Genomic DNA, 13,892 nt, shown 5'->3' on the forward strand with positions numbered 1-13,892 from the left:
GCGCCGGCCGCCCCTCCCGCCACCCACCGCCGTACCCACGAGGAAGGCAGCTCACCATGCCTGGCAACCACCCCGCCACGGGGCAGCACCCGGTCCTGGTCGTCGGCGCCGGCCCGGTCGGCCTCACCGCCGCGCTCGCGCTGCGCAGCCACGGACTGCCCGTCACCGTGCTGGAGGCCGAGCCCGCCGACCGGCAACGCCCCGGCAGCCGCGCCCTGTTCGTGCACCGCGAATCGCTCGCGCTGCTCGGCCGCATCCACCCCGGCCTGGACGCCACGCTCATCCGCAACGGCGTCGTCTGGCCCACCCGGCGCACCGTCTACCGCACCAAGGACGTGTTCGTCCGCACCTACCCGCCGCAGTCGTTCGGCCCCCGGCCGCCCTTCACCAGCCTGCGCCAGGTGGAGACCGAACGCCATCTGCTCACCGCGTGCCACCAGGCCGGTGTCGACTTCCGCTGGGGCGCCGCCGTCACCGGCGTGGACACCGGCACCGACCGGGTACGGGTGTACACCGAGGACGGCACCACCTGGGACGCCGACTACGTCATAGCCGCCGACGGCGCCCGCTCCCAGGTGCGCCGCTCGCTCGGCATCACCATGCAGGGCGAACGCTCGCAGGCGTTCCACGTCGTCGTCGACATCGAGGAGGACCCGCACGACCCGCTGCCGCTGGAACGCGTCTTCACCTACGAGCACCCCGCGCTCGGCGGACGCAGCGTGATGCGGGTGCCGTTCGCCGGCGGCTTCCAGCTCGACCTGCAGTGCAAGGACGGCGACGACCCCGAGGAATGGGCCACCGACGACGCCGCCCGCCGCTGGGTCGCCAAGGTGGTGGGGGACAAGTACGCCGACCGCCTGCTGTGGGTCTCCCGCTACCACTTCCTGCACGTGGTCGCCGACTCCTTCGCCGACGCCGGGCGGCGGGTGCTGCTGGTCGGCGAGGCGTCGCACCTCTTCCCGCCGTTCGGCGCCCGCGGCATGAACAGCGGCATCGCCGACTCGGTGGCGGCGGCCGGGGCGGTGGCCCGGGCGCTGGCGGTGCCGGACGAGCGCGACCGCAGCATCGACGCGTTCGCCCTCGCCCGCCGCGAGGCGGCCCGCTTCAACAGCGACGCGGCCTCCACCGCCCTGGCCCACCTGCGTCCGCGCACCCGCGCCGCCCGGCTGCGGCAGGCCGTCGGCGCCGCGCTTTCCCCCGTCGTGCCGGCCTGCGGAGAATGGCTGGAGCGGGCCCCCTACGGGCCGCGCACCGCTCCGCCCACCAACACCGAGGGACGGTACTGAGACCGTGACCGCGTCCGACCCCGCCACCTGGCTGACCTGGCGCCCCGGCACCGGGCTCGTCCCCGGCCCGGCCACCACGGGCGCACCGGCGCTCGCCGTCGCCGACTCCTGGCTGGTCGACTCCGGCCGGGTGCGGGGGCTGGACCGGCACCGGGCCCGGTTCACCGCCGCCTGCGCCGCCGAGGGGCGGGACACCGGGGCGTTCTGGGCCGCCGCCGTCGCCGCCCTGCCGCGTACCGGCGCCTGGTTCCCCCGCGCCGAACTCCACCGGGACGGCACCCTGGGCCTGCGGCTGCGGCCCGCCCCGCCGCGCGGCACCACCATCCGGGTGCTGCCCTGGGCCGGCCCCGACCCGCGCCGGGCCCCCCGGGTCAAGGGCCCCGACCTCGACCGGCTGGGCGAGGTGCGGTCCCGGGCGCTGGCGGCCGGCGCCGACGACGCGCTGCTCACCACGGACGGCGGCGTGCTGCTGGAATCGGCCACCGCCACCCTGCTGTGGTGGCAGGACGAGGGGTTGTGCACCCCCGACCCCGCGCTGCGGCTGCTGCCCGGGGTCACCCTCGCCCTCGTCCGCGACCTGGCCGACGCCGCCGGGGTCCCGGTACGCCACCGCCGGGCCCGCTTGGCCGACCTGGCCGGACGGGAGGCGTGGCTGGTCAACGCGCTGCACGGGATCCGTCCGGTGACCGAGTGGACCGGCACCGGTCTCCCGCCGGGGCCGGCCCGGCACGCCGCCGAGTGGCGCCGCCGCCTGGACGCCCTCGCCCGCCCCCTCGACGACCGCTGACCCGAGGCGCCAAATGCGCACCGTTCGGGAGCAGTTGGCCACCCCCGTCCCAGGCTAGGGTCGTCTGCCGACCACGCAGCACGGGTGCCCGGGGGACGACGGGCGAGGCGAAAAGGGGACGCTATGAGCCGTCGCGGGCCACGGGAGCGCACCACCCACCGGTTCACCGGCCGCGCCCGGCGCCGTACGGAGCCCGCCTGACCGCCGGTGCCCACCGCCGGGCCGGCGCCGGACGCCGCCCTCCGCCCGGTGGCCGACGCCGCCGGGCACCCACCGGCACCACCGACACCCTAAGGAAGCCAACGCATGATCAACCGTAGGGCATTCATCGGGGCCGGCGCGGCCCTGACCACCGGGCTGCTCGCCACCGGGGCCGCGGGGGCGGGCGCCGCGCCGCGCCGCTCCGCGGCCAAGTGGGACCAGCTGCGCGCCGCGCTCGGCGGCGACCTGGTGCTGCCCGGCGACGCCGGCTACGACACGGCCCGCCAGCTGGCCAACGCCCAGTTCGACACCATCCACCCGCAGGCCGTGGCCTACTGCGACTCCGCGCGGGACGTCAGCACCTGTATCCGGTTCGCCCAGGACCACGGCATCCACACCGCGGTGCGCAGCGGCGGCCACAGCTACGCCGGCTGGTCCACCACCGAGGGCCTGGTGATCAACCTGACCCGGCTCGACCACGTCCGGGCCGCCGAACGCACCGTCCACCTCGGCCCCGGGGTGCAGGCGGTGGACGTGATACCGCAGCTTGCCCCGCTCGGGCTCTCCGCGCCGGCCGGCTTCTGCGCCACGGTCTCCCCGGGCGGCTTCGTCACCGGCGGCGGCACCGGCTGGCAGTACCGCAAGTACGGGCCCGCCTCCGACCGGCTGGTCGCCGCCCAGGTGGTCCTCGCCGACGGCCGGATCGTCACCGCCTCCGAGCGGTGCCACCCCGACCTGCTGTGGGCGCTGCGCGGTGGCGGTGGCGGCAACTTCGGCGTGGTCACCGACTTCGAGCTGGCCCCCACCCACCTGACCCACCTGGCCCACTACACCCTCACCTGGAGCTGGGACGTGGCCGACCGGGCGGTCGCCGGCTACCTGGACTGGCTGATCCAGGCGTCGGCCGACATCGCCTGCGACGGCGTCGTGCTGCTCGCCGACGCCGCCCCCGGCGCCGCCCCGGTCTTCCTGGTCACCGGCGTCCACCTCAGCTCCATGGAGGCGCTGGAGGACGAACTGCGCACCCTCACCGACCTGGTGGGCACCCCGCCCGCGAGCCGGGTGGTGCAGGAGATGACGTACCAGCAGGCCATGATGACCGTCTTCGGCTGCGAGGGCGACACCGTCGACCAGTGCCACATCACCGGCAGCAACCCCCACGCCCAACTGCCGCGCCGCTCCTACGTCAAGAACCGCGGCCGGATGTTCGACCGGCGGATGCCGCAGGAAGGCATCGACCGCATGCTCGCCGCCTTCGACGCCGACCGCAAGGCCGGCCAGAACCGCATCATCAGCCTGCTCGGCCTGGGCAAGAACGCCAACGAGCCGGCCGTCGACGCCACCGCCTGGCAGCACCGCGACGCCCTCTACAGCGCCACCATGACCGTCAGCACCCCCACCGCCACCCCGGAGCCGGCCGAACAGGCCGCCGCCGACCAGTGGCTGGACGGGGTCTTCGACGCCGTCGACCCGTTCTCCAACGGCCACTCCTACGTCAACTTCCCCGACACCGGGCTGCGTGACTGGGCCGACGCCTACTACGGGCCCAACCTGCCGCGGCTGAGCCGGATCAAGCGCCACTACGACCCGCACGGCTTCTTCCGCTTCCCGCAGTCCGTGCCCAGGTAGCGGCGGACGGTCAGTGCCGGTGCACCGCGTCCGGCAGGCTGGGGTCCCCGGGGTGCTCGTACCCCGGGGCGAGCCGCACCACCTCGGCCCGGCGCGCCGCCAGCCAGTCGTCGAACACGCTGCCCCGGGCCGCGGCGAGCAGATCGGCGTGGACGGCGTCGCGCACCGCCTCGTACGGTTCGGTACGGGCCGGCTCCACCGCGCGCACCACGGCGGCGTGCCAGCCGAACGGGGTGCGCGCCGGGGCGATCCACTCGCCCGGCGCGGCGGCGAAGACGGCGTTCTCGAAGGCACCGCTCAGCTGGCCGCGCAGGAGCCGTTCCGGCGGCCCGAGTTCGTCGGTGCGCACCGCGAGGGCGGCGGCCCGGTCCGGGCGCACCGCCTGGCACACGGTGCGCACCTCGGGGCGGGCCCACAGGTCGGGGTTGGCCCGGTAGTAGCGGCGCACCTCCTCCTCCGGCACCGTGACGCCCGCGGTGACGTGGGCGAAGAGCGCCGCCGCCGCGTCGGCGGGGGTACGCCCGCGGGCGTACTGGGCCGGCACCGCGCGCCGGGTCTCGTGCACCACCAGCGCCTCGGCGGCCAGCAGTTGGGCCACCCAGCGGCGCAGCCGCACCCCGGCCGGGGTGTCCTCGCCGGGTAGCCGGTCCCCGAGCGGGCCGCGGCGGATCGCCGCCAGCCGCTCGGCCAGCGCCGCCTCGGTGACCACCTCGTCGCCCACCTCGGCGACGACCCCGTGCCGGTGGCTCACGACGTCCTCCCGGCCGCCGGGGCCTGCGCCCGGTCCGCGTCCCGCCGCTGCCCGGGCGGCACCTGCCGGGGGCCCACCACGACGGCGGCGGCCGGCGTGTACAGCAGGCGGCCGAAGTACATCACCTTCACCAGCGCCCACCACTCGCCCGGCCGCAGGGTCGGCGGCGCGGCGATCCGGTAGACCAGCTCGGTGCCGCCGCCGGGGGCGACGGTGAAGCCTTGCGTCCACGGCGAGGTCAACGGCCAGACGGCGTACGGGGCGATCAGCTGGGCCTCGCCGCGGATCTCGCTCGCCGCGGTGTTGGCCAGCCGCACCGTCAGCCGCGCGGTGTGCCCGGCGGCCAGCTCCACCCGCGCGGTGGCCAGCGTCGCGGTCAGCCCCGGTCCCTGCGGCCGGGGACCGCGTACCCCGGGCGCCGGGGCCACCAGCCGTGCCTTGCGGGTGATGCGGTCCACCGAGAGCGCCAGCGCCCGGTCGGCCGCGCTCTCCGGCACCGGAACGCTCGGCGTCGACCCCGGCAGCGCGGGCGGCACCGGTGCCGAGGAGGCGCGGGCGGCCGGGGTGTGGTCGACGGTCACCACGTCCTCGGCGACGTGCCCGCCCGGCTCGGTGATCCGCACCGCCACGTAGTAACGGCCGCCGGGTCCCGCCGGGTCGATCCGCACCCCGTACCGCAGGTGGGCGCCGGGGGCCAGCGCGTACATCCGGCGCGGCGGGTCGGCGGTCCACCCCTCGGGGAGCACCACCTCCACCGTGCCGGCCAGCCGTTCCCGGGTGTGCCCGGAGGAGACGGTGACCTCGATGTCGTACGGCCCGTGGCCGCTGACGCCGTCCGGGGACGCCTGGACGCAGGTGGCCTGGCAGCCCATGGGGGCCGCGCCCTTGTTGTGGCGCCAGTAGCGGGTGAAGACCGGGTGGGCCGGCTCGGCGCGGGGGGCGAGTTCGCGCCGGGGTCCGCGTACCGCGTCACCGGGGGCGCGGCGCGGTACGGCGGTCAGCGTGCGGATCTCGAAGGCGCCCAGTTCGGTGGTGAGCCGGCCGCCGTCCACCGTCACCGGGCGCGGCCCCTCCTCCAGCAGGTTGACGGTGGCGGCGCGCTCCAGCGGCCGGAAGAAGCGGAACGTGGCGGTGGCCGGCCTGCCGCTGGACTCGTAGGCGCGCACCGTGATCCCGCGTGCCGGGTCCGCGCTGGTGCCGGCCATGGCCGCCATCGGGTTGCCGGCCGGCTTGAGCGCGGTCACCACCACGCTGTCGCCCTCCGCGGTGAGCAGATCGGCGGCGGCCGGCAGCGTACCGGGATGCGCGGTTTCCTGACGAGTAGTCAGCGGATTGTTGTAGGCGTGGCCGCGGCGCGCCAGCCCGGCCGCACGCCAGTCGGCGCGGTGGCCGACGAGGGCGTACTGGAAGGTGTGACTCCAGTGGTTGGTCTGGAAGTTGGCGCCGTCCGGCAGGGTGCGCCGCGGCGGGTCGATCCAGGTGCCCGAGGGCCACCCGGTGGACGACCGCAGCAGGCCCAGGTAGAGGTCGCCGGCCGGATCGGCGTTGAACCCCGGCAGCCCCCGGTTGAGCAGCGCGAATCCGTACGGTTCGACCCGTCCGGTGGTGCCGTCCAGCGCCGCGGGCTGGACCACCTCGACGCGTGGCGCGCGCCGCAGCTCGGCGGCGAGCGCGGTGAGCGCCTCACGGGTGTCGGCCCGGGTGCGTCCGGCGACGACGAGCACCGGCAGCGCCCGCGGGCCGCGCAGGTCGGCGTCGGGCACCCAGGTCTCGGCCAGCGGCCGGGCGGCCGGCACCCACACCCGGGCGGTCGCGCCCGAGGCCAACTGCCGCTCCAGCCGCGCCCGGTAGCCCGGCGGGGCGGCGGCCAGCACCGCGTCGGTGAAGCGGTTCTCGGCCGGCCCGCCCACGCTGATGCGTACGTCCGGCAGGTTGGAGTCGACGTCCAGGCTGCCGTAGCGGGCGCCGTCGTGGGTGGAGGTGGTCGCGGTGACCCCGGTGGCCACCAGCGCGGTCACCGCGTCCCGGGCGCAGCCGGCGTACCCGGTGATCTCCGGTACCACCACCTCGGCGACGCTCACCGCCCGGGAGGCGCGGGCGGCGCCGCCACGCCGGTCGGTCAGCGCCACGGTGAGCGTGGACCCCAGCTCCACCCAGTTGTAGGCCGGGTAGTCCAGCGTCCACTTGGTGTCCTTGTAGTCGACGTTGGGGAAGCCGAACCCGCGGCCCACCACCGCGTCGCCCACCTCGCACACCGGCATGGCGCCCTCGACGTCCGGCTGGAAGCGCACCCGCACCATCCGGTCGTGCCCGGTGAAGCCGTCGATCCGGGTGGCCAGGTCGACCCGGTCGATTCCGTCCCACAGCGTGATCTCCTGGGTGTGCCGGCACCCGGCGAAGGCACCGGTGACCGTGATGCGCCGGCCCACCGGGCAGCGCTCCACGGTGACCGTGGCCGGCTGCCGCGAACTGCGCGCCACCGGGCCGCCCTTGGGCACGTTGACCCACGGCCCGCCGGCCGGGGCGTCCGGGCCGTCCGGGTACTCGTCGTAGGCGAGCAGCTCGTTGGCGCAGCCGCCGGGCCGCAGCATCTGCTTGCCCGCCTTCTTGTCGTACAGCGAGGTGATGACGCCGCCGCGCGCCGGGTCGACGGTGACCCGGTAGTGCTCGTTCTCGATCCGCGTGCCGCCCACCGCGGTCCAGGTGGTGGCCGGCAGCGCGGCGGCCGAGGGCACCACGCGGTAGGTGGCGTACCCGGTGGCGGGCACCTGGCGGGCGAGGAAGGCCAGCGCGACGGTGGCCACCCCGCCGCCCGGGTGCCGGGTGACGTGGTCGACGTGGTACGCCACCGGCTCCCCGGCCGGGTCCCGCACCTCGACGCCGGCCGGACCGGGGGCGGGGAAGGCGACCTCGGCCCGGGCGACGTCGGTGCGCCGCCAGGACATCGCGTTGAACACCAGCAGCGGCACCCCCGGCCCGCGGGTGTCGGCCCTGGACCCCAGATGGGCCTGGGCGCCCTCCAGCGCGGTGCGCCCCAGCTCCAGCGCCTCCCGCCAGCCGCCCAGCAGGTCGATGTACGACTGGTCGGACTCCGACCCGGTGATGGCGTCGTGGTGCGCCCCGAAACACAACTGCCGCCACGCCTTGTCCAGCGCCTCGGTGGGGTAGCGGGCGCCCAGCAGCGCGGCGACGGTGGCGAACCGCTCGGCCGCCAGCAGGGTGTTCTCCGCCTCCCGCTGGGCCTGCTTGGTGTCGATGAACGAGATGTCCTTGCCGGTGAAGATGGGGTTCATGTCGCGGGTCTGCGGGGAGAACGCCACCTTGTCGCGGGCCGCGTCCCGGCGCACCGCGGCGAAGAAGTCACGCGGCAGCGCGGTGACGAACCTCGGCCACACGTAACGCTCGCGCCAGGAGCGGTGGATGCGGGTCACCCACCGGTTGGGCGGCGAGTAGTCGGTGCCCACCGGAAGCAGGCAGTTCTTGGTGGCCGCCACCGTCTTCAGGTCGCGGAAGAGCTGGTAGGCGGCGGCCTCCGCGGACGGCAGGTCCTTGGCGCTGTCGATCTGCCAGCCGGCCGAGTAGTGGTTGGGCATGTAACTGGTCAGCAGCGAGGCGCCGCTGGGCGCGATCCAGTCGAACTCGCTGCGGAACTGCATCCGCCGGTTGTCGCCGACCGTCTGCTTGGGCCCCCACTCGTGGTGCGGCCCGCGCGCCCAGGAGCTGGAGGTGTGGCCGGCGTCCGCCATCAGCCCCGGGAACTGCGGGTCGTGGCCGAAGACATCGAGCTGCCAGGCGCTCGCCGGCGCCCCGCCGAGCACGTCGCGCTGGTACCCCATGCCGTACACCGCGCTGCGGATGGTCAGCTCCACGCTGGTGAGGTTGGTGTTGGGCTCGTTGTACAGCCCGCCGACGAACTCCAGCCGGCCCTCACGCAGCAACTGCCGTACGTACGCCCGGTCTTCGGGGTGGCTGTCCCAGTACGGCTTGAGGTAGTCCAGCTCGGCGAGGACGAACCTGAAGTCGGGGTCCCGGCGGGCCATGTCCAGGTGCCCCTTGACCAGGCGCAGCCCCGGCTGCTGGAAGCCGGTGTTCTCCCACGACTCGGTGTAGGCCCCCTGGGTGTTCCACCACACCGGGTCGTAGTGGAAGTGGGAGACCATGTACATCGTCCACCCCGGCTCGGCCGCGGTGAGCCGGGCCGACTGGGTGTCGCGGACGTCCCGGGTGGCCGCGGTGACGTGCGCGGGGACGGTCTCGCCCTCGCGCCGCGGCCGGTCGTACACCACGCCGACCTCGACGGTCTCCTGGTGGCCCGGGGCCAGCGAGGTGAGGGTGACCGGTTGCGGGGTGGTGACGCCCTCGCCGGTCACGGTGACGGTGACCGGGGCGGCGGCGGTGGCCGGCCGGGTGCCGATGTTGGCCACCGTCACCTGGATCACCTGGCGCGGTTCGCGTTCGGTGCCGGTGAACAGGTCGGTCGGGGCGAGCGCGGTGACCTTGGCGGCGGTGCCGGCGACGGCGGGCTGCGCGGTGAGCGCGATGAGCTTCAGCCGTGGTTCGGCGGGGAGTTCGAGGGCGACCGCGCGGCGTTCCGGGTCGCACGGGATCACCTGGAGGTAGAGGCGCACCCGGGGCCCGGAGTCGCCGGCCGCGCGGTGCCGGTGGGTGGTCTCGGCCACCACGGCCTCGCCGAAGCGTGGCGTCTGCGCCCAGTCGGCGAACCGCACCGGGACGGTGCCGGCCGGGCCGGTCTCGTAGTGCACCCGCCCCTTGGTGTCGGCGGCGCCGCCGGAGGCCGCGCCGATCAGGTAGAGCACCGCGTAGCGGCCCGGCGGCAGGTCGAGGGTCTGGCCGCGCGCGGTCAGGAAGTTCTTGGCGCCGGCCCGGTAGGCGGGGAAGGCGAACGGCAGCCCGCACACCGTGCTCCGGCCGCTGGGCAGCTCCTCGGCCGGGTACGACCAGCCGTGGCCGTCGAAGTCGGCCGAGCCCCGGCGGCCGTTGCCGGAGACCCCGTCGAGGTCGTAGGCGAGCGGCACCGGGACCGCCCGGGGCACCACGACACCGGCGCGGGCCGGGGTGGTGGCGCCGCCTTCCAGGCCCACCACGGCCGCCGAGGCGACCGCGAGGCGGGACAGGAAGTCACGTCTGCTCAGCCCGGCCGGTGTGGTCCCGGTGTGGTCTTCCGATTCCGGACGGCGATTCCCGCAACTGTCTGGCACGGCACTCCCGCTACGTGGCGTGAACGCGCGCGGAAACCGCCTCGGGCGGCGCGCGCTGGGTCTCGCCTCACAACATGCCAGGGCCCGGCCGTCCGTTTTGTGATCAACGTGGCGTCCAACGGTAACTGTGACGATACGACCGGATGCGGTACCCGGGAGCGGAACCGGGGGCGCCCCTCGAAATCATGGGATGTTTCATTGGTAGGATGATTCCATGTCTCAGCGTTCACAGCTCCAGGCCGCGGGCGATCGCGCGATCACCGTCCCGGACCGGCCGACCCCGCCGCACGGCGTCACCGGCGCCCGGGCGGCGTGGCTGGTGGCGGGCGTCCTGCTGGTCGCGCTCAACCTGCGGCCGGCGATCGTCGCCGTCTCCCCGCTGCTCGACACCATCCGCGCCACCACCGGGCTCTCCGGCACCGCCGCCGGGCTGCTCACCACGCTGCCCGTGGCCTGCTTCGGGCTCTTCGCCCCCTTCGCCCCCAAGCTGGCGCGCAAGGTGGGCATGGAGGCCGGGCTCGCCGGCGTGCTGGTGCTGTTGCTCGCCGGGGTGCTGGTGCGGCTGGCCGACTCCGCCGTCGCGCTCTTCGCCGGCACCTTCCTGATCGGCGTCGCCATCGCGGTCGGCAACGTGCTCCTGCCCGGCCTGATCAAACGCGACTTCCCGCACCGCGGCGGCCCGATGACCGGGCTGTACTCGATGGCCCTGTTCGCCGGTGCCGCCCTCGCCGCGGGCGGCACCGTCCCGCTGGGCCACGCCACCGGCCTGGGCTGGCGGGCCACCCTCGCGCTGTGGGCGGTGCTGGTGGGCGTCGGCGTCCTCGCCTGGCTGCCGCAGCTCGCCGGCGGCCGGGCCACCCGTCCCTCCGCGGCGAGCGCCGCCGCCGCGGCCCATCCGGTACGCGGCCTGTGGCGCGAGGCGCTCGCCTGGCAGGTGGCGCTGTTCATGGGGTTGCAGTCGCTCAACTACTACACCGCCACCGCCTGGCTGCCCGCGGTCTTCGGCGCCCACGGCATGTCCGACGGGCAGGCCGGGTGGATGCTCTCCTTCAGCAGCCTGCTCGGCATCGCCGGCGCGCTCTTCGGCCCGGTGCTGGCCGGCCGGATCCGGCGGCAGGGAATGGTCGCGGTCTGCGCCGGGGTGCTGTGCGCCGCCGGGATCGGCGGGATGGCCGTCGCGCCGGTGGGCGGCGCCTACCTGTGGATGGTGCTGCTCGGCCTCGGCCAGGGGCTGGCGATCAGCCTCTCCCTCGCCTACCTGGTGCTGCGCGCCCCCGACGCCCGGCACGCCGCCCAGCTGTCCAGCATGGCGCAGTGCGTCGGCTACCTGCTGGCCGCCGTCGGCCCGCTGGTGCTCGGCGCCCTGCACGACGCCACCCACGACTGGACCGTGGCGCTGGTCGTCCTCGGCGCGCTGCTGGTGCCGCAGACCGTCGTCGGCGTGCTGGCCGGACGGCGCCGGCACGTCGGACGCCACGACCCCGGCGCCGGGTGACCCGACGTCCGCCCGGGGCGGGGCCGCGTCAGCGCCAGGTGTCCGGCGCGAACGCGGTCGCCGCCGCGCGGTCGTGGGCGGGGACCACCTCGACGTCGTCCGGGAGCGCGTGCAGCCGGTGCAAGGTGGCGAAGGCGGCGTCCCGGTCGGCGTCGACCAGGTCACCGGGGAACGGTGCCTTCTCCCGCAGCCGGGAGACCTGCAACCCGTGCCAGGCGGCGTCACCGGCGAGCAGCACCCGCCGGCCGCCGTCCAGGGCCAGCAGGACGCCGACGCTGCCGGGGGTGTGGCCGGGCAACGGCACCACGAGCACCGAGCCGTCACCGAAGACGTCATGGCTGCCGGTGAACGTCAGCACCGGCGGCCCGTCGCACGCGAACTCGGCGAACCGCACGTCCCGCAACGGCCCCCGGGCCACCCCGAACGGCGGCCGGTCCGGACCGAGGGCGAACCGGCGCTCCCCGGCCAGGACGCGTACCTCCACCCCGGTGGGGAGTTCGGTGAGCCCCGAGACGTGGTCCCAGTGCAGATGGGTGGGGAGAGTGAAGGCGATCTCCTCGGGGGCCACCCCGGCCTCGGTGAGGGCGGCGCCGAGGCCGGCGACCGGACGCTCGGGGGCCACCACCGTCCGCAGGCCGCGCGGGAGTTCGGGCAGCACCCGGTCGTGGACGTCGGCGCAGAGCGCGGGGTCGACCAGGAAACGCGCCCGTGGATGCTCCACCAGCCAGCTCGTCATGGCCAGCGTCACCACCGGGGGCCGCAGCACCCCCTCGGCCACCGCCATCGTCGGCGCGCTCTGCAGGCCTTGCGGGAACGCGGTGAGCGCGACGGTGGCACGGGCCGGCGGCAGCGGGCGCGGGGATCCGGTGAGCGAGGCCAGCAGCCGGCGGTCCGGACGGCGCGGGCGGGCCAGCCGGTACGGCATGGTGGCGAACGCCCGGCAGCAGGCGCCCCACATGGCGAGGTCCGCGTTCACTGGTGTGCCCCTTTCGTCGGCGACCCGCGCCACCTCAGCGTAGGTGCCCCGGTCCGCGCAAGAGGGCACCGGCTCCGCTCAGCCGTCCCGGCGCGTCCGGCGCGCGGGCAGCAGCAGGGCGGGCAGCACGGCGAGCGCCATCAGGGCCACCGCCCATCCGTAGGTGTGCTGGAAGGCGTCGGCGAGACGCGGCGCGTCGGCGGCGGTGTGGTCATCCGTGGTCACCCCGCGGGCCGTCATGGCGCCGGTGAGCAGCACCGACATCACCACACCGCCGACCGAGGCGGCGATCTGGCCGGTGATACCGATGGTGGCCATGGCCTGCGGCACCTGGGCGTGGGACAGCTCCCGGGTGGCGGCGGTCTGGGCCGGCATCATCGTCATCCCCACCCCGACGCCCATCACCGCCAGCGCGGCGACCAGCCGAGGGAACGGGGTGCCGGCGCCCACCTGGAGGGTGAAGGCGAGGAAGCCGGCCGAGGCGGTCAGCACACCGGTGACCACCACCCGGCCCGGGGCGGCGCGGTCCACCAGCCCCCCGGCCACCTGCATCATCAGCCCGGTGGCGAGCACCTGCGGGATGCCCAGCAGCCCGGCCGTGGTGGCGCTCACCCCCCGCACCACCTGGTAGTACATCGGCGTCAGCAGCATCGAGCCGAAGTACGCGCACGGGAACAACGCCATCACCCCGGCCCCGGCGGCGAACGTCCGGCGGCCGAACAGCCGCAGATCCACCAGTGGTTGGCGTACCGTCAGCGCCCGGACGGTGAAGACGGCGATCAGCGCGGCCCCGAGCGCCATCGGCACCAGCGCCCCCGGCGCGGCCGGCGAGCGTTCCCGGCCGGCCACGGTGAGCCCGTACAACAGCGCCACCAGGCCGGGGGAGAGCGTCAGCAGCCCGGGGACGTCCAATCGTGGCGCGGTGGCGGTTCCGGCCGGATCGCGCGGGAGGACGCGCACCGCGAGGAAGGCGGCGACCACGCCGAGCGGCACGTTGACGAAGAACATCCAGCGCCAGTCGGCGTGGTCGAGCAGCCAGCCGCCCAGCACCGGTCCGGCCATCGGGCCGATCAGCACCGGGATGCCCAGCAGCGCCATCGTCCGGCCCATGCTCGCCTTGTCGGCCGCGCGCACCACCATGGTCATCCCCACCGGCATGATCAGCCCGCCGCCGAGCCCCTGCACCACCCGGAAGGCGATCAGCGCCCGCACGTCCCACGCCAGCCCGGCCAGCACCGAACCCGCGGTGAACAGGCAGATCGCCAGCGTGTACAGGCGCTTGGTGCCGAACCGGGCGACGCTCCAGCCGGTGGCCGGGACCACCGTGGCCAGCGCCAGGGTGTAGGCGGTGGCCACCCACTGGATGACGGTGAGCGGTGCCGCGAAGTCCCGGGCGAGCGGGGCGAGGGCGACGTTGACGATGGTGGTGTCGAGCACCGACATCAGCGAGCCGACGACCACCACCAGGGCGATCGCGGTGGCGCCGGGGCTGCCCCGGACGGGGGTGGCGGGCGGCGCCGCGGGGTGGGAGGGGGTGGTCTTCACGGG

Annotated in this window: 8 protein-coding genes; 4 read left to right on the top strand and 4 right to left on the bottom strand. The window is 75.5% G+C overall.

Annotation, left to right across the window (positions count from 1 at the left end):
* The first annotated feature begins 56 nt into the window (after positions 1–56).
* From SCATT_RS26025 to SCATT_RS26035, 3 genes are all read left to right on the top strand, one after another.
* Complete coding sequence (locus tag SCATT_RS26025; RefSeq protein WP_014146195.1) at positions 57–1,286, top strand: FAD-dependent oxidoreductase; 1,230 nt, start codon at positions 57–59, stop codon at positions 1,284–1,286.
* Between the two features lie 4 nt (positions 1,287–1,290).
* Positions 1,291–2,073, top strand: coding sequence for an aminotransferase class IV (locus SCATT_RS26030; protein ID WP_014146196.1), 783 nt, complete (start codon positions 1,291–1,293; stop codon positions 2,071–2,073).
* Between the two features lie 306 nt (positions 2,074–2,379).
* Positions 2,380–3,903, top strand: a complete 1,524-nt coding sequence (locus tag SCATT_RS26035; RefSeq protein WP_014146197.1) for an FAD-binding oxidoreductase — start codon at positions 2,380–2,382, stop codon at positions 3,901–3,903.
* A gap of 10 nt (positions 3,904–3,913) precedes the next feature.
* Here SCATT_RS26035 and SCATT_RS26040 read toward each other — a convergent pair whose 3' ends face one another.
* Both SCATT_RS26040 and SCATT_RS26045 read right to left on the bottom strand, forming a co-directional pair.
* Complete coding sequence (locus tag SCATT_RS26040) at positions 3,914–4,654, bottom strand: peptidyl-prolyl cis-trans isomerase (protein WP_014146198.1); 741 nt, start codon at positions 4,652–4,654, stop codon at positions 3,914–3,916.
* Positions 4,651–9,873, bottom strand: coding sequence for a glycoside hydrolase family 38 N-terminal domain-containing protein (locus SCATT_RS26045; RefSeq protein WP_014628705.1), 5,223 nt, complete (start codon positions 9,871–9,873; stop codon positions 4,651–4,653). The genes SCATT_RS26040 and SCATT_RS26045 overlap by 4 nt, the downstream gene beginning before the upstream one ends.
* A gap of 214 nt (positions 9,874–10,087) precedes the next feature.
* On the opposite strand from SCATT_RS26045, the gene SCATT_RS26050 reads away from it, so the two are divergent.
* Entirely contained in the window at positions 10,088–11,368 is a 1,281-nt protein-coding gene (locus SCATT_RS26050) for a CynX/NimT family MFS transporter (RefSeq protein ID WP_014146200.1), read from the top strand.
* Positions 11,369–11,396: 28 nt separating this feature from the next.
* On the opposite strand, the gene SCATT_RS26055 is transcribed toward SCATT_RS26050, so the two are convergent.
* On the bottom strand, positions 11,397–12,344 hold the full coding sequence (locus SCATT_RS26055; RefSeq protein WP_014146201.1) for an MBL fold metallo-hydrolase: 948 nt from the start codon (positions 12,342–12,344) through the stop codon (positions 11,397–11,399).
* Between the two features lie 78 nt (positions 12,345–12,422).
* A complete protein-coding gene (locus SCATT_RS26060) occupies positions 12,423–13,889 on the bottom strand; it encodes a DHA2 family efflux MFS transporter permease subunit (RefSeq protein ID WP_014146202.1) in 1,467 nt (488 codons plus the stop codon).
* Positions 13,890–13,892 lie beyond the last annotated feature (3 nt).

The sequence above is a fragment of the Streptantibioticus cattleyicolor NRRL 8057 = DSM 46488 genome (genome assembly GCF_000240165.1).
GTDB lineage: Bacteria > Actinomycetota > Actinomycetes > Streptomycetales > Streptomycetaceae > Streptantibioticus > Streptantibioticus cattleyicolor.